The sequence below is a fragment of the Brasilonema octagenarum UFV-OR1 genome (genome assembly GCF_963888615.1).
GTDB lineage: Bacteria > Cyanobacteriota > Cyanobacteriia > Cyanobacteriales > Nostocaceae > Brasilonema > Brasilonema sennae.
Genome location: NZ_CAWPKW010000289.1, coordinates 18,033 through 39,037 on the forward strand (window position 1 = coordinate 18,033; position 21,005 = coordinate 39,037).

15 protein-coding genes are annotated in these 21,005 nt (G+C 42.5%); 9 read left to right on the forward strand and 6 right to left on the reverse strand.

Annotated elements, in window-relative coordinates:
* Position 1 precedes the first annotated feature (1 nt).
* The gene (plsX, locus tag AC5590_RS25005) at positions 2-1,027 is read right to left on the reverse strand and encodes a phosphate acyltransferase PlsX (protein ID WP_169266079.1); all 1,026 of its coding nucleotides are present in this window, start codon (positions 1,025-1,027) and stop codon (positions 2-4) included.
* 570 nt (positions 1,028-1,597) lie between these two features.
* Here plsX and AC5590_RS25010 point away from each other — a divergent pair.
* The gene (locus AC5590_RS25010; RefSeq protein WP_169266080.1) at positions 1,598-2,920 is read left to right on the forward strand and encodes a D-alanyl-D-alanine carboxypeptidase; all 1,323 of its coding nucleotides are present in this window, start codon (positions 1,598-1,600) and stop codon (positions 2,918-2,920) included.
* A gap of 132 nt (positions 2,921-3,052) precedes the next feature.
* Here AC5590_RS25010 and lptC read toward each other — a convergent pair whose 3' ends face one another.
* The 3 genes from lptC to metG form a co-directional block, all read right to left on the reverse strand.
* Positions 3,053-4,261 carry an LPS export ABC transporter periplasmic protein LptC gene (lptC, locus tag AC5590_RS25015; RefSeq protein ID WP_169266081.1) on the reverse strand — a complete coding sequence of 403 codons (1,209 nt, stop codon included), beginning with the start codon at positions 4,259-4,261 and terminating at the stop codon, positions 3,053-3,055.
* Between the two features lie 35 nt (positions 4,262-4,296).
* A complete protein-coding gene (locus AC5590_RS25020) occupies positions 4,297-4,944 on the reverse strand; it encodes a LabA-like NYN domain-containing protein (RefSeq protein ID WP_169266094.1) in 648 nt (215 codons plus the stop codon).
* A gap of 147 nt (positions 4,945-5,091) precedes the next feature.
* Complete coding sequence (gene metG / locus AC5590_RS25025; RefSeq protein ID WP_169266095.1) at positions 5,092-6,693, reverse strand: methionine--tRNA ligase; 1,602 nt, start codon at positions 6,691-6,693, stop codon at positions 5,092-5,094.
* A 368-nt stretch (positions 6,694-7,061) separates the two neighbouring features.
* On the opposite strand from metG, the gene AC5590_RS25030 reads away from it, so the two are divergent.
* The 8 genes from AC5590_RS25030 to AC5590_RS25065 all read left to right on the forward strand — a co-directional run bounded on the left by AC5590_RS25030 (position 7,062) and on the right by AC5590_RS25065 (position 18,439).
* Complete coding sequence (locus AC5590_RS25030) at positions 7,062-7,790, forward strand: lysophospholipid acyltransferase family protein (protein WP_169266082.1); 729 nt, start codon at positions 7,062-7,064, stop codon at positions 7,788-7,790.
* A gap of 141 nt (positions 7,791-7,931) precedes the next feature.
* Complete coding sequence (locus AC5590_RS25035; RefSeq protein WP_169266083.1) at positions 7,932-8,759, forward strand: alpha/beta fold hydrolase; 828 nt, start codon at positions 7,932-7,934, stop codon at positions 8,757-8,759.
* A 420-nt stretch (positions 8,760-9,179) separates the two neighbouring features.
* Complete coding sequence (locus tag AC5590_RS25040; RefSeq protein WP_169266084.1) at positions 9,180-9,530, forward strand: type II toxin-antitoxin system PemK/MazF family toxin; 351 nt, start codon at positions 9,180-9,182, stop codon at positions 9,528-9,530.
* Positions 9,531-9,684: 154 nt separating this feature from the next.
* Complete coding sequence (locus AC5590_RS25045) at positions 9,685-10,920, forward strand: hypothetical protein (protein ID WP_169266085.1); 1,236 nt, start codon at positions 9,685-9,687, stop codon at positions 10,918-10,920.
* 262 nt (positions 10,921-11,182) lie between these two features.
* Positions 11,183-14,020, forward strand: a complete 2,838-nt coding sequence (locus tag AC5590_RS25050; protein ID WP_169266086.1) for a PAS domain S-box protein — start codon at positions 11,183-11,185, stop codon at positions 14,018-14,020.
* Between the two features lie 10 nt (positions 14,021-14,030).
* Positions 14,031-14,507, forward strand: coding sequence for a response regulator (locus AC5590_RS25055; protein ID WP_169266087.1), 477 nt, complete (start codon positions 14,031-14,033; stop codon positions 14,505-14,507).
* 2 nt (positions 14,508-14,509) lie between these two features.
* On the forward strand, positions 14,510-16,762 hold the full coding sequence (locus AC5590_RS25060; RefSeq protein WP_169266088.1) for a hybrid sensor histidine kinase/response regulator: 2,253 nt from the start codon (positions 14,510-14,512) through the stop codon (positions 16,760-16,762).
* 198 nt (positions 16,763-16,960) lie between these two features.
* Complete coding sequence (locus AC5590_RS25065; protein ID WP_169266089.1) at positions 16,961-18,439, forward strand: leucyl aminopeptidase; 1,479 nt, start codon at positions 16,961-16,963, stop codon at positions 18,437-18,439.
* Between the two features lie 99 nt (positions 18,440-18,538).
* Here AC5590_RS25065 and AC5590_RS25070 read toward each other — a convergent pair whose 3' ends face one another.
* Positions 18,539-20,140 (reverse strand): sensor histidine kinase, encoded by a 1,602-nt coding sequence (locus tag AC5590_RS25070; protein WP_169266090.1) that lies wholly within the window; start codon positions 20,138-20,140, stop codon positions 18,539-18,541.
* A gap of 464 nt (positions 20,141-20,604) precedes the next feature.
* On the reverse strand, positions 20,605-21,005 hold a 401-nt coding region (locus AC5590_RS25075; protein ID WP_169266091.1), incomplete at its 5' end, for a hypothetical protein.

Below are 21,005 nucleotides of genomic sequence, written 5' to 3' on the forward strand. Positions count from 1 at the left end.
GTTAACCACTTTCTTGCTGAATGCTTTGATATTGAGACTGAATTCTGTGCAATACTCGGTTATCTACAGCTTCTTTTGCCATGCGAATTGCATTAAAAATCGAAGGTGCTTGGGAGCTACCGTGACTGATAATGCAAATTCCATCAACGCCTAAAAGCAAAGCACCTCCATGTTCTGCATGATCCATTCGCTGCTTTATTCGCTTGAGGTTAGGTTTTAAAATTGCTGTCCCAATTTGACCGTGTAATCCTTGGGGTAATTCTTCTCGGATAATCTGGAGCATGACTTCCCCAACTGCTTCGGCAAATTTTAACAACACATTGCCCACAAATCCATCACACACAATCACATCAAAGTGACCGGAAAGAACATCACGTCCTTCCGCATTGCCAATAAATGAGATTTGGGGATTTTCACGCAGGAGTTGGTTCGCACGAACAGCGGCGTCATTGCCTTTGGTGTCTTCTTCGCCGATATTCAACAAACCGACTTTGGGTTCTGGAATACCTAAGACATACTGACTGTAAATCGACCCCATAACAGCAAACTGCTCTAAAAACTTGGGACGGCAGTCTACATTTGCGCCGACATCAAGTATGAGCACTGGTTTTCCTGCTACCATAGTTGGAAACATTGCACCAATTGCTGGACGGTCAATTCCTCGCAGTCGTCCCAAGCGGAGCAAAGCTGCTGCCATTGCTGCCCCAGAGTGACCGGCAGAAACCACAGCATCAGCCTGCTGATTTTTTACCAAATCCATAGCTACGTTAATCGAAGCCTTAGGTTTGCGTCTAATACCGCTTAAAGGCTCCTCATCCATTGTGATCATTTCCTCAGCAGGAACGATCTCTACCTGCCGCAGATTAGTTTTTGGCGGCAGTTTGCTTTCTATTTCTTGGGGATCGCCTACTAATAAGACTTCTACGCCCAATTCTTCTCGTGCTCGCAGTGCGCCAGCAACGATTTCATCAGGTGCGTAATCCCCTCCCATTGCGTCAATTGCGATCCGTGCGCCAGTCGATCCCATTGCTCAGAGCTTCTAGAAACCTTACAAATTTTACCAGATGCCAAAGAGTGAAAGTAGTAGATATTCTGATCAAGGCAAAACTGATGAAGTATAAGTTATAAACTTTCAAGCTTCATACTTGAGCCTTGATCCTTTCTCAAGAGGTGCTAACAAGCTCAACATAACATGAATTACCTCTGTAACTGAGAAGCAAAACCACACTATTGAGGATAAAGTTTAATCTGTTAGTTAATCCTTTTCACAAAAGCTGGCTTTTTGGCAACACAAAAAGCACCAAAGCTACCTAAAATCAGAAAATTAGCCTGATTTAGGGGTAAACCTCAGAAATATGTGGGATAGACAAAAAAGAGTACCCTGTATGAACAACTAGATTCACCAAAAGCGCAAATGAAAACTTTCTATTTTCAAATGTTTTGGACTCAAGGTTATACTTTCTAGCAAAGCTTGTTTGCATGCCCTACTTCCGCGTGGCAAAAACTGCGGTTATCATGACTCAATGCCGGGTCTCGTGGGAACACTTACGTAATCATACACTAAACAAAATAGCATATTCTACAGAGGCAATGAAGCATGCTGGAATTGTTCGGTTCAGGTTTAATTTCTGTTTGGCTGGAAATGGCTGGAGTCAATGTCAAGCCCATAAATGCTTTGGATATCTTAACTTGGCAAGGTAGCCCCGGCTTAGTTGTTGCCGCCGATCCAAATCCAGTTGGGGCTGCTACGGTGCTGGAATATCTCAAAGGATTACAAACATCGAAATTAATAGCAGCAAATCAAATCGAAAGTCAGGGAATTTGGATACAGTCTGGACCGATGCTTATGGCTAATCACCAAGGCACGACTCCTCTTCCAGCTGCTTCCTTAACCAAAGTTGCTACCTCACTCGTTGCTTTCAAAAATTTTGGTCCAGATCACCAATTTCAAACTTTGGTTAGTACTACAGGATCTTTGCAGAATGGTGTATTACAGGGCAACTTGGTGATTACAGGTAGTGGCGATCCGATGTTTGTTTGGGAGGAAGCCATAGCGCTTGGTAATAGTCTCAACCAGATGGGCATTAAACGTGTTACAGGAAATTTGGTGATTACCGGGAATTTTGCGATGAATTTCCAGCGTAATCCAGTGCTAGCAGGTCAGATGCTTAAGCAAGCTTTGAATTATGCTACTTGGCCCCGTGGGGCTACTTTTCTACACTCGCTGATGCCAAAAGGAACTCCTAAGCCTCAAATTGTGATTGCTGGAGGTGTGAAAGTAGAACCAATCGCAAATCCTCAACCGACTTTGCTCTTGCGTCACCACTCACTACCTTTAAAGCAAATCATTAGGGAAATGAACGTTTTCAGCAATAATGAAATAGCTCAAATGCTGGCAGATGCTGTGGGGGGAGCGGAGGTTGTGCAATCAACAGCTGCTACTCTGGCAAGGGTACCGCAGTCAGAAATTCAGTTAATTAACGGTTCAGGGTTAGGACCTGAAAATCGCATTTCTCCCAGAGCAGTTTGTGCTATGTTTATGGCAATTCAACAGCAAGCATTCGCTTATCAGTTGACTTTGGCTGACTTATTTCCAGTCTCCGGATTTGACCATCGGGGAACGATGCACTCTAGACATTTACCTGCTGCGACGCTCATGAAAACTGGCACTCTACGGGATGTTAGTGCTTTAGCCGGAGTAGTGCCTACGCGCGATCGCGGTTTGGTATGGTTTGCCATTCTTAACCGTGGTACGAATGTCTCAGGTTTCCGCACTGGACAAGACCAATTGTTACAACGTTTGGTACAGCAATTACAAGTTGCTCCAGCTGTTCCTGCTACTGTCACTCCTCACATAGCTACCAATGCAATACCTCAATTAGGTGCAGCTAGTCGTAATGAAATGTTATACGGAGGCTAATAAGAAATTCAAAATTCAAAATTCAAAATTCAAAAATAAGAAATGAGCCTCCTGGTAAATATCCTGCTTATTAACTATATGTGTCCCTTTGGAACTTACAAAGCACGTTCTTAGAATGCGATTAGAGCGATACTATTGATTTTTCACTTTTCTGTCTTGAGGAATGATCTCTGTCACGACCTTTTTTCCAGAACCATCGCTGTTGATGACAATCGTTTCTGCTTGCAAATCACCGGAGGCTTTTTGACCTGTAAAAGCTAATGGAGGATCTGCTTGGCGATAAACGACATCCCCTTGAGCCTCAACTAATTTCTTGTCAAAATACCATGTTAAGGTCTTTGATTTAAGAGACTGGCCACGCTCTCCAACGCCAGAAACGTTTCCTGTTAAATAAACAGTTTTTTCCGGTATCTTCATTTCGCCTTGATTTGCACTAACTGTTACTTTTTCAGTTTGATGGAAGACCCGCACAGGAGAATTAGTTTTTACTGTTTCTGAGTTTAGGTTCCAAGTCATAGAGTTACTAGCGACTTGCACTGGTGGGTCTAGTAACTCTAGCTGTGCATTTTTCTTAACGGTAGCAATTTTTGTCTTCAAGTTAACTTCAGCAGAGTCTCCTTGACCTCGGTCAGTAATTTGGTTGTTTTTATAATGATCCATTTGGACAGGGCGATCGCCTATTAATGTTTCTTCTTTTATTCGCCAAGTCAAATGCTCAGTTCGCATTTGTAATTGCGGTTCCAAGCAGTTTGCAACCACTCCTCCAGAAAACTCCATGCGTTGTTCGCGAGTTTTCACTCGCGCCTCCTGCGCTACGGCTTGTAGTTGTTTATGAGTTCCATGAAGCTGGTTACGGACAATGAGCAAATCTTCTTTTGGTCGCCACTCCAACTCATTACCGTTTAAAACAACACCATTGCGAGGATCTATCGCGACAATTTTCCCTTTTAGAAACAATTGCTTACCATCTTGCGCAATGTCTGCCATTTGAGCTTGTACTTGATAAACAACTTTGCCATCTTGGTAAAGTTCACCATATGGACTTTGGGCTGCACCAATTTGTTTTTCTTTGGTGTATTTTGCCTGTTTTGCTCTGACTCTCCAAATTGGTCTGCCAACTTCATCTGCTTGCTCTAAGGTGACACCAAAAAAAGTTAGGTTACTATCTTTCTCTCCAGGCGATGGACTCTCAACAGGTGGTTTGGTCGTGACGTGAGTTTGGCTCCCAGCACAAGCAACTAACCCTACGGAGATTAGGGAGAAAAGGAGCCAGCGCGATGCGGAGGACAGTGTTGGAGCAAACTTTCCAAGAGGAATTTTGAATTGATTTGTCCGCCTCATCCTCCTTATCTCCCTTTCTCCTCTTGCTTAGTGCTTCATGACTCTTGAATTTCAATCTGCTGCCCGTCGCTTTCCCTGGGATCTTCCATAAATCCTATAGGGGCTAGTGATCGATCTAGTACTCGATAAGGGTAGCTTTGGCGAGGAGTTTTCTGAATATCTTCTTTAATTGCTTCTAAATCAATATAGCGATCGCTCACATTAATCAAACTGTCGCTCGTCATGGAGCGTAAACTGACCACCTCAACCCGCACACCGCGATAGCTGACTGAATTCACTGCATACGCCAGATCTCCGTCACCACTGACTAACACTGCTGTATCATATGAGTCTACTAAAGCCATCATATCTACCGCAATTTCTACATCCAAGTTGGCTTTTTTGGACCCATCTGGCAACTGTACCAAATCCTTGGCAATAACCCGGTATCCGTTGCGTCGCATCCACAACAGAAAACCCTGCTGTTTTTCATTTGTGCGATCTACTCCAGTATAAAAGAAGGCTCGCAACAATCTAGAGCCTCCTGTTAATCGACATAGTAGCTTGGTGTAATCAATTTCAATTCCTAGTTGTAGTGCTGCATAAAATAAGTTTGACCCGTCAATAAAGATGGCGACACGACCCCGATTTTCTAAAACTTGTTCTGGCGTAAATATCGAATCATTTTCCAGATTATTCAACATTGTTGTCATACCTCATTTTTATGAAAATGTAATAAGTGATACTTTTTTTTTACAGATCAGCAAAGAACGGCTTATGATAATCTTTCAGGAGTGATAAATTTAGTCCTGATAAAATCAGACAAAATTCAGTAATGAAAATTGGAACAACTAATTGTTTTTAGCAGGTTCTATTCGTTTAAAGACTGGTCTAGCTTCACCTAGCTTTTGTTGATTTGTTAGTACTCCCCATGTGCTATGAATCGCAAAAGGAGCAGCGGTGGCGGTTTCTATTTGTTGATTAAAATTAATTCCGTAACCTAGTTGCTGGTAAATATCACTACTTGTATCAGGAATGATCGGAGATAGGAGATAAGCTGCTAGTCTCACTGATTCCAGCACTGCATACAGAACTGGCTCAACTGCTTGTATTTGTCCTTGTTTATACAATGACCAAGGAGCTTGTTCATCAATAAACTTATTACTGGCTTGCACCAGTAAAAGGATAGCTTCGCAAGCATGATTGAAGGCTAACGCTTCATATGCATGTTTCACTTGTTCCCCAAGACGTAAACCAATCGCTTTCAAAGGATGCTCAATAGGTATATTTTCATTTGTAGTTGTCGGCACATTGTTAGCGCAGTATTTCTTCACCATGTTTAAAGTGCGGTTTAGCAAATTACCTAAATCATTTGCCAAATCTGCATTTACCACATTAATGAATCTACTTTCATTAAAGTCGCCATCCTTGCCAAATTCGATTTCCTTAAGGAAGTAATAACGAACAGCATCACTACCATAGCGCTTCACCAAACCTATGGGATCGAGGGTATTACCCAGACTTTTGCCCATTTTCTGACCATCTTTGGTCAAAAAACCATGTCCAAAAACTCGCTCTGGCAATGATAAGCCAGCGGACATGAGCATTGCTGGCCAGTACACTGCATGAAAGCGCAGGATATCCTTACCAATCAGATGCAAATTGATCGGCCACCATTTTGCTAAGGCATTTTCTAAAGTTGGTTCTTCATCCGGTTCTAGCAATGCGGTAATGTAACCTAAAAGCGCATCGAACCAAACATAAAGAGTATGGTTAGGATCAACTGGTACAGGAAAACCCCAATCTACATTCACCCGTGAAATCGAGAAGTCCTGCAACCCTTGATTCACAAAGTTGAGGACTTCATTTCGGCGGCTGTCTGGTTGGATAAAATCCGGTTGAGAGTGGTAAAGTTTTTGCAGTTTCTCTTGATATTTAGATAAGCGGAAGAAATAGTTCTGTTCGTCTCGCCACTCAACTTCTTTATTTGGGTGGAGAGGACAGCGGTGTCCTTCTAACAGTTCTCTTTCTTCTTTGAATTCTTCACACGAAACGCAGTACCAGCCTTTTTGTTGTCCCTGGTAAATGTCTCCAGCTTCCCACACTCGCTGAAAAAATTCTTTGACCAGAACTTCATGACGAGGAGCAGTCGTACGAATAAATCTATCGTATTGAATGTTTAGTAACTGCCATAGGGAGACAAAACCCGCTGACATTTCATCACTAAAGCTTTGAGGCGATCGCCCTTTGCTTTCTGCTGTCCGCTGAATTTTTTGCCCGTGCTCATCTGTACCTGTAATCAGGAGGACTCTACGTCCCAAAAGTCTCTGAAACCTTGCCTCCACATCTGCTGCCATTGTTGTATAAGCACTGCCAATATGGGGTAAGTCGTTTACATAATATAGTGGTGTTGTGAGTGCAAATGTCTTTTGTGTTCTATTCACTTGATTTATGCAAAAAAAAACTAGTTGTTAAAAACGTTTTCTCTCTTACCTTTTTTGGATAAAACCACGCAATTATATCATATCTCTCCTTGTTTCAATTTTTTCTTAATTTTAACAAATTTATGTCGTTTGAGTTTGTTTAATGAATGTCATAATCTCAGCTTATTTGTCCCAAGAATTGGGAAGTTACTTACTAAGATTCCACACGAAACTTGTCATTACATTAAGAAAATTAGAAGACAAACCTCTTTTACACAAAAAACTTTACCGATTTTGTTGATCTGAACATTTCTACCTTAAGGCAGTCGCCGTTATCGGTTAAAAAATGTAAATTCTTAATAAAGATAAGCTGCGAAATTTCCTGGTTCTATATCAAGATGACTGTAAATAGCCCCCTTGAGGTTTCTCGCTGGTTACTGGCGGCGCTATCAACCAAAATGTTTCGCTACTACGAGGATCGCATTCCCCAAGATGCCAGTGTGTTAGTAGTGAGCAATCACCGCAGCTTTATGGATGCACCCATTTTAATGGCGGCTTTATCAAGTTCTATTCGCTTTGCTTGCCATCACTATATGGGGCAAGTGCCTATAATGCGGGAGATTGTTACAGGACAATTAGGTTGCTTTCCTCTAGAGGAGGCAAATCAACACCGCCAGCAAAGCTTTTTCCAACAGTCACAACTGCTATTGCAGTCAAAGCAAATAGTAGGAGTTTTTCCTGAAGGAACAAAACCAATGGTAGAATTTACCCAACCGAATCGGGTGGGTGAATTTGAACGAGGTTTTGCCCATTTGGCATTGCGAGCACGGGTACGAGATTTAGCAATTTTGCCAATAGCAATAGCATCCCTTGAAGAAGTTAACACATCTGCTGTACCTTTGAGGGTATTAAGTTTGTTTGACCCTTCAGAACCTTTATTCAATCAGTCAGGTTGGCATCCACTAGTCACATATCAACGTGTCGCCGTGCTCATCGGTCATCCATATTGGATTAAGCCTCTACAAAAAGAAAAATATCAAGGAAAAAAAGCAAGAACTATGGTGACAGAATTGACAAATCATTGTCACTCAGAAATTGCAAACTTACTGCGTGAAGGTTGCTATTAAAAAAATTAGTCATTAGACCTCTCCAAAAATGGCTATGAAACCAATACCCCGCGCTTGCACTAAAAATCATTTTTGGAGAGGTCTATTAGTCGTTTAGTTAGCTTATGACTAGTGAAGTGTTGAAATGTTAAGTGTTGAGCAATGACTATTCCAAAAGTTGATCTAAAGCCATGTTTCCTCAGTCCTAAACGACTCCAGCCAGAGTTGCCATTGTTTGTGTATTTACCAGGAATGGATGGAACAGGTCAACTCTTGCGATCGCAAACTGCTGGATTAGAAGTTGGCTTTGATGTCCGTTGTTTAGCGATACCAAGGGAAGATCTGACCAGTTGGGATGAGTTAGCTAAGAATGTCTTGGACTTGATCCATGCAGAATTAGAAAAAAGCCCCCAGCGTCCTGTTTACCTGTGTGGAGAATCCTTTGGTGGTTGTTTGGCGCAGAAAGTAGCGGTCATTGCACCACAGTTGTTTGAGCGTATTATTCTCATCAACTCAGGAAGCGCCTTCCAGCTTCAGCCTTTGTTAACTTGGGCATCTCAATTGAGTTCCTTGGTTCCATCCAACCTTTATAACATCGGCGCACTAGGTTTATTACCTTTTTTGGCAGCTTTGGCACGTATTTCTAGGAGTGATAGACAAGAACTCCTAAAAAGCATGCGTTCGGTACCACCAGAAACTGTTCTGTGGCGAATATCGTTACTGAGAGATTTTTGCGTTGAAGAGGAACAGTTACGTCGCCTGACTCAACCTGTTTTGGTGATTGCGGGTGCTAGCGATCGACTTTTACCTTCCTTAGCTGAAGCAAAACGTTTGGTTAGTATCTTTCCTAATTCCAAGATGGTGGTACTACCACATTGTGGACACGCCTGCTTGTTAGAAACAGATACTAACCTCTATGAAATTATGAAGGCAAATGATTTTTTAGACAGTAGTGTTGAAGCAGCTCAGGAGCAAGAGGCTAGGGGATAAGGATGAGCAGTGAGGCAGTGCGCCCTTGCGAGTTTGGCGACTTATTCGTGTAGACGTCGCCCCGCAGGTATACCAAAAGGATAAGTGGGCGCGTAGTCATTTTCATAAATTTTACTTAATTATTGAGATTTTATTCTGACAATTTAGCTATATCCATTTCATAAAAGAATATCATTAGCTCACCAATTAAAATAAAAAATAACCCGAGGTAACGATGAATATACAACTGGTTTAATCCTTACTACAAGTTATTCTCGCTTTACCAAATGAAGAACGTTTGTGGTTATAAGAAAAGTTTTTTGAAAAGATTTCTTATCCTTCTACTAATGAACTGATGCATCTTGCTCACAACGGAAAAGCATTTGATTTTTTGCATAATGAACCAGAACTCTACAATCTTGAGGACGCAGAACCTGTCTAGTGGCACTTGACAAAGGAGATATTGTTCTAGTTTTATTCCCATTTACTCACTTAAGTCAGACAAAGTTACGTCCTGCTGTAGTTCTTCTGGAAAACACTAGTTTGAATGAAGTTACGCTCTATTTCATTTCTTCACCAAACGTTGATAATCTGAGTTCAGATGAATTTGCCCTAGATAGTTCAGAAGCAGAATTTTCTGGGACTGGATTACGAGTTGCATCTATTGTGAGAGTAACTCGAATTGTGACCTTGCAACGTCAACTCATTATTCGACGCTTGGGCAAGTTAGGAGTCAATCAAATACAGACATTGAATGCACTTATAATTCAATCATTCAATTTAATGTCATAAAATTTATACTGGCGTTCAAGCTAACAGCTAGCTATAGTTTGAGTAGAAGTCCTGTTGAAACTTCCTCTAACGACTTATCCTGATAGAAAGATGCTAACTGCTCACACCTTCCTTCAAAATAAAATAGGGAGATTTCTAGAGAAGGTGGTAAGCAATGACAGACAAACTTAGTAAAGACACAGAAGATACAAAACTAAATAATAATATACTTGCGTCCGAAACAAAACAAAAAAAGTCATCCTTGTTAGAAACCGTTGCTGAAACAGTGGGCTGTGTTTTTGGAACGGCTGTGGGCGTAGGAACAGCTGCTGGTAACACTGCTATAGAAGCTGGTAAAGTCGTTGCAGAAACAGCAGTTGATGTGGGAGAAGCTGCAGCAAAACAAACTCATAACCTGATTTCACAAGCAACTCACACAGCAGGAGAAGTTGCAGAACGTATTGGCGATATTTGGCTAGTCCGAAAGCTGGCTGGGTTTTTAAATCTGAATTGGGTTTTTGGTGCTGTTGATACTGTTAATTTAGATAAGGCAGAAGCAGAAGTCAAAAAGCTCAAGCAAAAATACCCGAATGAATCATCTAGGCAACTTGCCCACCGCATCATGCTTGAAAAAGCAACAAAAGCCGGGGGGATTGGATTAGCAACTAGTGTTTTGCCAGGAGTGGCGGCGGCTTTGTTGGCAATTGATTTAGCAGCGACAACAGAGTTACAGTCAGAAATGGTTTGTCAAATTGCATCTGTCTACGGATTGAATTTAAAAGATCCTGCCCGTAAGGGAGAAGTATTGGCGATTTTTGGTTTGGCGTTGGGTGGCGGTCGTCTTTTAAAAGCAGCAGGTTTAGGTTTACTAAGAAATATACCTTTTGCTGGCGCAGTGATTGGTGCTAGCTCTAATGCTACAATGATTTATTCCTTGGGGTACGCGGCTTGTCGATTTTATGAAGCGAAGCTAGATGAATCAAAGTCGCTCGATTCTGAGGAGACACTGAATACTTTAAAACAACAAAGCGAAAATTATCTGGAAACAGCAATGGCTCAAGAAGCCGCAATGGATCAACTTTTAATTCATTTTATCCTTGCTAACTATCCAGAAAAAAGATGGGAAGAAATCTCGACAGAGTTACAAGCTTTGAACCTCAGTTCAACTTCCTTGAAAGTAATATCTGAAAATCTTAAATCACCTCAGCCTTTGGATACACCTCTCAATAAACTCAACCGAGATTTCGCTGTACCACTCTTGGCTCAATGTTATAAAATTGCCAGAGTAAAAGGTGAGATGACTCCAGTGGGACAGCATATTATTGATACTATTGCTGCTAAATTTGATATTGATCTCAATGTTGTTCAGTCTACAGTTGATGCATCGGAAAATTTAGCAAATACAAAATAATTGAATTGATTTGTCTGATGCCAGACAATAAACAAAACAAGCCGGTTTCTCTAAGAAGCCGGGTTTCTTATTTATAGAAATATACCAAAGTAAAAAAACTATCTCAAGGTTATTCCACAAATGTTATTATCAGTCTTAAGTATATTGTAGTAAGAGTTCCAGCATTTTTTGAACTTGCAAAAAAAGTTGGAGAATAATTATTGCAAAAATTATTATATGAAAAGTATTATAAAACAAGATCCTAAAGTTGGAGTCAAGGCTTATGCCTAACTTCACTGTTACGAAAAATATTTCACAATACGACGCTGCCTTTAGCATAGCCCTGCTCGTGGTGTTGCTAGAGGTCATGTTTTTGGCCCTGATTTGGTGGAACGCCAGATTCATTAATCACGTAGATAACAAGCGCAAACAAGAGTCAGCCGCATTAAGGGAAAGTGAAGAACGCTATCGGCTGCTTGCCGAAAACATTCCCCAGATGATTTGGATCAGCAACCCAGATGGCTTTGTAGAATACTACAATCAGCGCTGGCTAGAGTACACAGGACTCAAACCTCAAGAATCATTGCCCCAACACACTTTGGAGTCGAATTGGCAGCAAGTTGTTCATCCTGACGATTTATCACAAGCTTTGGAAAAATGGACAACTGGACTCAAAACAGGAAATCGCTATGAGGTACAGTACCGCCTGAAACGATTTGATGGGGTTTATCGTTGGCATGTCGCACAGGCTTTACCATTACGTGACGAGGACGGCACAATTGTTAAGTGGTTTGGCAGCTGCACTGATATCGATGACCAAAAACGCACAGAAGAAGCGTTGCGTCAGAGCGAATCACGGCTGCGGCTATTTGTCAACTCAGATATTATTGGCATTCAGTTTGGTGATGTGTATGGAGGAGTAGGTGAGGTTAACGACGCCTATCTCCACATTCTTGGTTATACCCGTAAAGATTTCCTACAAGATCGAGTGCGGTGGACTGATATAACGCCAAGCGAGTATCTACCGCTTGATGAAGCAGCGATCGCCGAGGCGAAGATCAAGGGATTTTGTACTCCTTACGAGAAAGAATATATTAGAAAGGATGGTTCTCGTGTTCCAGTGCTCATTGGTTTCGCCTTGATTGATGAGCAACGCGAAGAGGCGATCGCCTTCATTTTGGATATTAGCGAACGGCAAGCCGCGCTCTTGCAACGCAAGGGAGCAGAAGCAGAACGCGATCGCTTCTTTACGCTATCAGTTGATATGCTGTGCATGACCGGATTTGATGGTTACTTCAAGCGTGTCAATCCGGCTTTTGAGAAAATTCTCGGCTACACTCAAACAGAACTACTCACCACACCTTTTATTGAGTTTGTACATCCAGAAGACCGAGCAAAAACTTTGGCAGAAGTGGAGAAACTTGCAACAGGAGCAGTAACACTCAATTTTGAGAACCGCTACCAGTGTAAAGATGGTTCCTATAAATGGCTGGTTTGGAATGCTGTTCCCGATGTTGAGTTAAAGTTATTGTATGCAGTTGCCCATGATATTACTGGGCGCAAACAGATAGAACTGACGCTGCGAGAACAGGCAGAAGCTTTGCGAATTAGTAGAGAACGTCTGGATTTGGTCATTCAGGGAGTAGAAGTCGGTTTGTGGTACTGTGACTTACCGCTGGACAAACTCATTTGGAACGACCAGTGCAAAACGCATTTTGGTCTACCACCTGATGCCGATGTCACGATTGATTTATTTTATCAAGTCCTACATGATTATGACCGCGAACCCACACGCCAAGCAATTCAGCACGCGATTGAGCAGGCGACTGGTTATGATGTAGACTACCGCACAGTAGCCCCAGATGGACGCATACGCTGGATCAGGGCGATTGGACGCACCTTCTGTGATGCGGCTGGCACACCAAAGCGCTTTGATGGCATTACTATTGACATTACTGATCGCAAACGAGCACAAGCCGCCCTTGTTGAAAGCGAGCAGCGCTTTCGCCATGTCACAGATACTGCTCCAATGATGGTTTGGATGTCGGGTACAGATAAACTCTGTTACTACTTTAATAAACCTTGGCTAGATTTTACCGGACGGACAATGGAGCAGGAACTGGGCAACGGTTGGACAGAAAGTGTGCATCCCGATGATTTTCAGCGTTGTCTGGAAATATACACGAATTCATTTGATGCTCGTCAAGATTTTCAAATGGAGTACCGCCTGCGACGCTTTGATGGAGAATATCGTTGGATTTTAGATATTGGTGTGCCTCGGTTCACAACGGATGGAGAATTTTTGGGTTACATCGGCTCTTGTGTAGATATAGCAGACCGCAAGCTATCTGAGGTTCAAATTCAACAACTCAACGAAACTTTAGAAGAACGGGTAAAACAGCGCACGTCTCAATTAGAAGCAGCCAACAAAGAACTAGAATCCTTTTGTTACTCCGTTTCTCATGACTTACGGGCACCGTTGCGCCACATCGCCGGATTCGTTGACTTGCTGCAAAAACGTCTTGTGTCAACAGCGGTGGATGACACCAGTAGACGATACCTCAACATTATCACCGAAGCAACTAAACAAGCGGGTAAATTAATTGATGATTTGTTAAGTTTTTCTCGTGTGGGGCGTTCTCAAATGCATCATACCACCATTGACATGAAACTACTGCTGCGGGAGGTGCAACGTGATTTAGAACCAGAAACCAAAAACCGTCAGGTTTCTTGGCAAATAGAACCATTACCTCAGGTACAAGGAGACCCCGACTTGTTGCGGCTCGTTCTCCGCAACCTCTTGGAAAATGCCTTAAAGTATAGCAAAACTCGCCCTCTGACACAAATTACTGTAGGTAGTACCACAAGTCAGCAAGAAGTGGTATTCTTCGTGCGAGATAACGGCATTGGTTTTGATATGAAATATGTTCACAAGTTGTTTGGCGTTTTTCAACGCCTGCACAGTGATCCACAATTTGAAGGTACAGGTGTGGGATTGGCAAATGTCCAACGCATTATTCATCGTCATGGGGGACGCGTTTGGGCAGAAAGTGAAATAGATAAGGTCGCGACTTTTTATTTTTCGCTACCAAAAAGGTTTGGAGTGGGAAGTGGAGAGTAGAGAGTATACGATGGAACTAAAGCGCATTCTCCTAGTCGAAGACAGCATTAACGATGTTGAGTTAATCCTGAGTTCACTGGCAGAAAACCATTTGGGCAATGAAGTCGTCGTCGTTCGTGACGGCGAGGAAGCATTGGATTACCTACATCGTCGAGGTTTGTATCGTTTGCGTCGCGAAGGTCATCCTGTCGTGGTGCTACTCGATCTAAAGTTACCAAAAATTGATGGTATAGAAGTCTTGACGCAACTCAAAGCTGACCCACAATTGCGAGTCGTACCAGTCGTGGTGTTGACTTCTTCACGAGAAGAACAAGATCTCGGTCGCTGTTACGAACTTGGCAGCAATGGTTACGTGGTCAAGCCAATCGATTTTCTTGAATTTGTTCAAGTCATCAAAGGTTTGGGATTATTTTGGGCAATAATTAATGAACCCCCTCCCGGTTCCATACCTCCGGCACGCAGTAATCAAGGAGTAGCAGGGATATAGCCATGTCAGGTCTAAAATTTGTCTTGCTGGAAGATAATTTGCTGGATGCAGAACTGATTAATGCCGTGTTCACCGAAAGCGGTATTGGCTGCGAACTAATGCACGTGAAAACGCAAGCCGAATTTCAGACGGCGCTAGAGCAAGATAACTTTGACCTGATTCTTTCAGATTACGCCTTGCCTGGGTTTGATGGTATTACGGCTCTAAAGATGGCGCAACATCACTGCCCAGACATACCCTTTATTTTTGTGACTGCAACAATGGGGGAGGAAGTCGCAATTGAAACCCTCAAAAGTGGTGCCATTGATTATGTTCTCAAACAAAGATTAGAGCGTCTTGTGCCTTCGGTAAATCGGGCACTACGGGAAGCCCAGTATCGACGCGCCTGCAAAATAGCTGAGGCTCAACTGTATCGACGTGAGGAGGAGTTTAGAGCTTTAGCGGAAAACTCACCAGACGCAATCACCCGCATTGATAGGGAACTCCGCTATAGCTACGTAAATCCCGCAACAGAAATGGCAACAGGAATACCATTAGAAATATGGATTGGCAAAACCGTTGCCGAAATGGGTTTTGCGGAGGAAGTTTCCACTTGGCAAGCAAGATTACGCCAAGTATTTGGCACAGGAATTGGGTGCTGGATTGAGTTTGATGTTCCCTCACATAAGGGACGCATTTACTACCAGGCACGGATTGTGCCAGAATATGCCGCCGATGGTTCCGTACAATCATTACTGAGCATTGCTCGTGATGTAACAGAGTATAAACTGGCAGAACAGGCATTACGGGAAGGCGAGGCTCAGTTACGCCAACAAAAGGAAGAATTGGAACGGGCAAATAAAATTAAGGATGAGTTTTTGGCGGTGCTTTCCCATGAATTGCGATCGCCACTCAACGCTATCCTCGGCTGGTCCAAAATATTACGCACTCGTAACTTAGAACCAAAAAACTTGAATCGTGCGTTGGAAACAATTGAGCGCAACGCCAAGTTACAAACACAACTGATTGAAGATTTGCTGGATGTATCGCGGATTATTCGTGGTAAGTTGACTCTGCGTCCCTACCCAACAAACTTAATTCCAGCAATCGAAGCTGCAATAGACACAATGCGTCTGGCAGCTCAAGCCAAATCAATTGATTTGCAATTTCTCATTATAGACTCTGGATTGGAAACACAGGACAAATCAATTCAAAATTCCAAATCACTGAAGATTAGAGAAGAGGTCTCCTGCGATACAACTTCTGTGCAAATTCCAAATTCTGAATCTCCTCCAATTGCACTCCAGTCGTCACCCTTATGGGAAGTAGCAGCGCGTCCACAACAAAAGGAACCTCTGCAGGCGCAGAGCTATTCTATGGAAAGCCGTGGTTCTCTATCTCACATTTCCGGACAAAAATTCCACGTTTTAGGCGATCCTAGCCGATTACAGCAAATTATCTGGAATCTAGTTTCTAACGCTATCAAGTTTACCCCACAGGGAGGACGAGTGGAAGTGCTGCTTGAAAGAGTTGGGACAGATGAAAAAGATGAGGGATCAACATCTGCCTTATTACCCCTACTCCCGATTCGCCACTCCTCAAATTCGGCGAAAATTACTGTGAAGGATACAGGAATGGGTATCAAACCTGATTTTATTCCTTACGTGTTTGATTCTTTTCGTCAAGGAGATGGTTCTACCACTCGCAAACACGGAGGCTTGGGATTGGGTTTAGCAATTGTACGCCACTTGGTAGAATTGCATGGTGGAACTGTCACCGCAGAAAGTCCGGGAGAAGGAAAAGGTGCAACATTTGTAGTACAATTGCCTATTATTGAAGATATAAGAGCAAAGAAATTGATTTCCACTTCCTCATCTATTTCATCTGCCTCATCCCCATTAGAAGGTGTGCGCGTGTTAGTGGTAGATGATGACACTGATTCACGAGATTTTTTGGTATTTGCTTTAGAGGAATTTGGAGCGATCGCCACTGCTGTCAGTTCTGCTTCTTCAGCACTAGAAATTTTGACAACATTCAAACCAAATATTCTCATTAGTGATATCGGTATGCCCGAGCAAGACGGCTATAGCCTGATCCGTCAAATCAGAGGATTATCACCTGAAGAAGGAGGAGACATCCCGGCGATCGCCCTGACGGCGTATGCTGGAGAAAGGGATCGTCAACTGGCGATTTCAGCAGGTTTTCAAAAACATCTTTCTAAGCCTGTTATGCCAGATCAAATAGTGAATGTCGTTGCCGAACTCGTGAAAGATTAACTCAGTTATCAGTTACCAGTTACCAGTTATCAGTTATCAGTGATTTACTGTTCACTGTTTACTGTTTACTGTTCACTGTTCACTGTTCACTGTTAAGCGTTCCCTGATTTAATCACGAACTCTCGAATGCTCTCAAAAGCATAAAGTACATATTTTGCGCAATACTGGTACAAGAAGTTTTACATAGAAGACAAGAGTATGGAAATTCTTGCCACTGATACCTCCCTTCTAGAGTGGACGGGGGACGGTTTAGCAATTGGATTATTTGAAGATGCTGTAGAGTTAACTGGCGAACAGGTAACTTTAGATGAAAAGTTGGCTGGTAGTATAAAAGAGCTGATTGCCGAAGAGGAATTTAAGGGTAAGCAAGGCAGCACTGCTGTAACGCGAGTGGGTGGTGGTAGCCCAGTTCGTAAAATTATACTCGTAGGTTTAGGCAAACCCGAGGCTTTCAAACTAGAAACCTTGCGGCGATCTGTAGCCAACGTTGCTCGCTTAGCGAAAAAGCAGAAGTGCAAAACTCTGGGAATCAGCCTGCCTATTTGGAACAACGACCCAACACAAACAGCACAAGCACTAGCTGAAGGCGTTCAATTAGGACTATATCAGGATAATCGCTTTAAATCTGAACCAGAGGATAAAGGACCACAAGTTGAGAAAGTCGATTTATTAGGACTGGGTGGACAAGAAGCAGCAATTAGCCGCGCCAATCAAATTGCCTCTGGTGTATTTTTAGCACGGCAGTTGGTCGCAGCTCCTCCTAACTCTGTAACACCAATTACGATGGCAGACACCGCCGCTGATATTGCCTCAGAACACGGTTTACAAATAGAAATCTTGGAACAGGAAGACTGTGAAAAGTTGGGCATGGGAGCTTTTTTAGGAGTTGCAAAAGCTTCGGATTTGCCACCTAAGTTTATTCACCTCACTTATAAACCAGAAGGAACACCCAAACGTAAGCTAGCGATTATTGGTAAAGGTTTAACCTTCGACTCTGGTGGACTCAACATCAAAGGAGCTGGCAGTGGTATTGAAACCATGAAAATTGACATGGGTGGTGCTGCGGCGACTTTAGGTGCCGCCAAAGCGATCGCTCAACTGAAACCAGATGTTGAAGTTCACTTTATTTCCGCTGTCACAGAAAATATGATCAGCGGTCGTGCTATGCGCCCAGGTGACATTCTCACTGCATCCAATGGCAAAACCATTGAAGTAAATAATACCGATGCAGAAGGACGTTTGACCTTGGCAGATGCCTTAGTTTTTGCTGAAAAGCTAGAAGTGGATGCAATTGTTGACTTAGCGACTCTCACGGGTGCTTGTGTGATTGCTTTGGGAGATGACATTGCTGGTTTGTTCTCTCCCGATGATGCTTTAGCAGCACAGATAGAAAAAGCTTCCCAAACTTCTGGAGAAAAGTTTTGGCGACTTCCAATGGAAGAAAAATACTTTGAAGGGCTGAAGTCTGGCATCGCGGACATGAAGAATACAGGACCACGTCCTGGTGGTTCAATCACCGCTGCATTGTTCCTCAAGCAGTTTGTCAAAGAAACTCCTTGGGCGCACCTAGATGTTGCAGGTCCAGTTTGGGCAGACAAAGAAAATGGTTACAACGGTCCTGGTGCGACTGGCTTTGGCGTCCGTACTTTAGTCAGTTGGGTGCTAAGCGATAGCTAATCCAGTAATAGGGACATGAAGGAGTGAGGGCTTTGTTCCCTCTTTCCTGTTCTCTGTTCCCTGTTAAGCATTCCCTGTTAAGCGTTCCCTCTTAAAAATTTATGAACGACTAATTGGAATTTCAATAAAAAATTCTGCACCTTGTCCAGGTACTGACTGGCAATATAGCTTCCCACCATGCTTGTCTACTATAATCTGGTAACTGATAGATAGCCCAAGTCCTATACCTTTACCCACAGGTTTAGTAGTAAAGAAAGGGTCAAATAGCTTGGAACGAATTTTTTCTGGAATACCAGGACCATTGTCAATAATTTGGATTCCAATCCAGTTTTTTGAAATCACCTCAGTGCGAATACGAATATAATTGGGGTTAGCTTTGATTTCATCAGATGTGCGCTGTAAGTTGTACTCATCTAGAGCTTCAATTGCATTGGCAAGGATATTCATAAAGACCTGATTCAGTAAACCAGGGTTGCACTCGATCAGCGGCAACAAACCATACTCTTTAATAACAGAAATTTCAAAATGTGTTTCGGTTACCTTGAGGCGGTGGTGCAAAATCATTAATGTACTATCAATACCTTCATGAATATCAACTGTCTTTACAGCGGCCTCATCTAAGCGAGAAAATGTCTGAAGAGATTTAACGATTTCCTGAATCCGTTCTGTTCCCATCTTCATAGATTTGACCAATTGATTAAAATCTTGTTTCAAGTAATCCAAATCCATCGCATCGATTTCAGTTTGAACTACTTGTGAAAGATTGGGATACTCTTGCTGATATAGTTCCACAACTTTCAGTAACTTTTGGGTGTATTCCTCAGCGTAAATAAGATTGCCAGAAACAAAAGTGATGGGATTGTTAATTTCATGGGCAATACCAGCCATCATCTGACCCAAACTAGACATTTTTTCAGTTTGAATCAGTTGTACTTGAGTTTGTTGCAGTTTTTGTAGTGTTTGTTGTAGTTGGATATTTTTCCGTCTTAATTCCTTTGTCCTTGTTGCAACTCTAAGTTCCAATTCATGATTAGTTTTTTCTAATGCTGCTTGAGCAAATTTTCGAGCGTTTAAGTATTCTTTTAATAATCGCAATACCAGAAGCCATGCTGGAATGAGCATTACTAAACTAAAAAATGATGCAAAAATTGACCAAAATAGTTTATTGCGATAGTCAGCAACTTTTATATGTAAATGATGCGAAATAGTAAGGTCTCTTTTACCAACAATTTCAGCATATGAGCGTTTTTTTTGTTTATATTCTTGACTTGATAATATTGCTTGTGCTGCTTGGCTTTGACCTTTCTTTACTAAATAAAAAGATTGATATTCCATTGCAACTAAACGCTGATTTACATCATAAATTTTTTTGAAATCATCATTTTCATATACTTTTTGAACTAGTTGAATTGATTCCTGAATCGCAACATTTAGTTTTGGTTCAAATTGATGATACCGTTGTTCCCAAATCCGATCACCTGTAGCAGCATTCATACTTGCTGACATGGTTAAGACTTCATCAAAATAGGTAATTTCCTCATTGAGAATTTTTAGTCTGAATTCAGTTTTGATAATACTGTTGAAGTTGTAGTATGCTTCCCAACTGATCCAAGTATGAGGCAAAAATAATAACAATGTCAGCACTACTGTTACAGTTACTACTTGAGATGGAATAAATCTCAATTTAGAGTATAAGTACATTTTTATGCTGCTTCTATAAATGTTTTAGAATCAGGATAAAATCAAAATAAAAAGTGAAACTTTATTCAGATTAATATCAAGTTTGCTTAATCGCTTATAAATCGCACATACACCCCAACTACCCGCAAGCATATGCGTAGTGTCTTTGCAGAAGATAGCGACTCAGTAATCTCTCCTAACCACAAAATACTACAGCAGAAGGCAACTGGGTATGACGTAGATTTCAGAATGTCGTGGCTTTTTGTGGGAATAAGCGACAGCAAAATTCTGATAAAAAGCTAGGAGAGTGTCAAAAGTTATCACCCACTTTTAAGAAACACAGGGGTGTAAGGGTGTAAGGGTGTAAGGGTGTAGGGGTGTAGGGGAGCCAGTACTGCAGGAGGATCTCCCTCCGTAGGTATCTGGCGTGAAAAGAGTGTTTTTTTCATTCGTAGCGGGTGATGAGCCAAAGAGTGCGCCTGCTCCTAAGAAAGCAGGGGGCGCTTAGCAAGGGGAGCCAGTGCTGCAGGCTGTGCACTGAGCGTGGTCGTTGTGAGGGTTTCCCGACAGAGGCGACTGGTGAACCCGGAGGGAGCCAGTGCTGCAGGAGAGTTTCCCTCACGCTTGTTCTGGCGTTGGGGTTCCCGAGGACAGTTGCGAGGAGGGGAGCCAGTGCGTTGCGGAGCCAGTGCTGATAGCGTTTGCGTAGCGCCCCCTTCGGGGCTAGCGTGTCCGCAGGACATAGACGGGTTTCCCGTCGCAGGCATCTGGTGAGACCAGCGCTGCCAAGAGTTGTGCCTTGCGCGGGGAACCCGACGCCAGATACCAAGTGAGGGAAACCCTCCTGCAGTACTGGCTCCGCAAGGCACTTCTCTGTGCAGCACTG

Coding starts and splice junctions, on each gene's coding strand:
- AC5590_RS25020 (WP_169266094.1), bottom strand. CDS start 4,944: ATGTTGAATAATCTGGAAAATGATTCGATATTTACGCCAGAACAAGTT.
- AC5590_RS25055 (WP_169266087.1), top strand. CDS start 14,031: ATGGAACTAAAGCGCATTCTCCTAGTCGAAGACAGCATTAACGATGTT.
- AC5590_RS25070 (WP_169266090.1), bottom strand. CDS start 20,140: ATGTACTTATACTCTAAATTGAGATTTATTCCATCTCAAGTAGTAACT.
- AC5590_RS25045 (WP_169266085.1), top strand. CDS start 9,685: ATGACAGACAAACTTAGTAAAGACACAGAAGATACAAAACTAAATAAT.
- AC5590_RS25035 (WP_169266083.1), top strand. CDS start 7,932: ATGACTATTCCAAAAGTTGATCTAAAGCCATGTTTCCTCAGTCCTAAA.
- AC5590_RS25065 (WP_169266089.1), top strand. CDS start 16,961: ATGGAAATTCTTGCCACTGATACCTCCCTTCTAGAGTGGACGGGGGAC.
- plsX (WP_169266079.1), bottom strand. CDS start 1,027: ATGGGATCGACTGGCGCACGGATCGCAATTGACGCAATGGGAGGGGAT.
- AC5590_RS25010 (WP_169266080.1), top strand. CDS start 1,598: ATGCTGGAATTGTTCGGTTCAGGTTTAATTTCTGTTTGGCTGGAAATG.
- lptC (WP_169266081.1), bottom strand. CDS start 4,261: ATGAGGCGGACAAATCAATTCAAAATTCCTCTTGGAAAGTTTGCTCCA.
- AC5590_RS25060 (WP_169266088.1), top strand. CDS start 14,510: ATGTCAGGTCTAAAATTTGTCTTGCTGGAAGATAATTTGCTGGATGCA.
- AC5590_RS25050 (WP_169266086.1), top strand. CDS start 11,183: ATGCCTAACTTCACTGTTACGAAAAATATTTCACAATACGACGCTGCC.
- AC5590_RS25030 (WP_169266082.1), top strand. CDS start 7,062: ATGACTGTAAATAGCCCCCTTGAGGTTTCTCGCTGGTTACTGGCGGCG.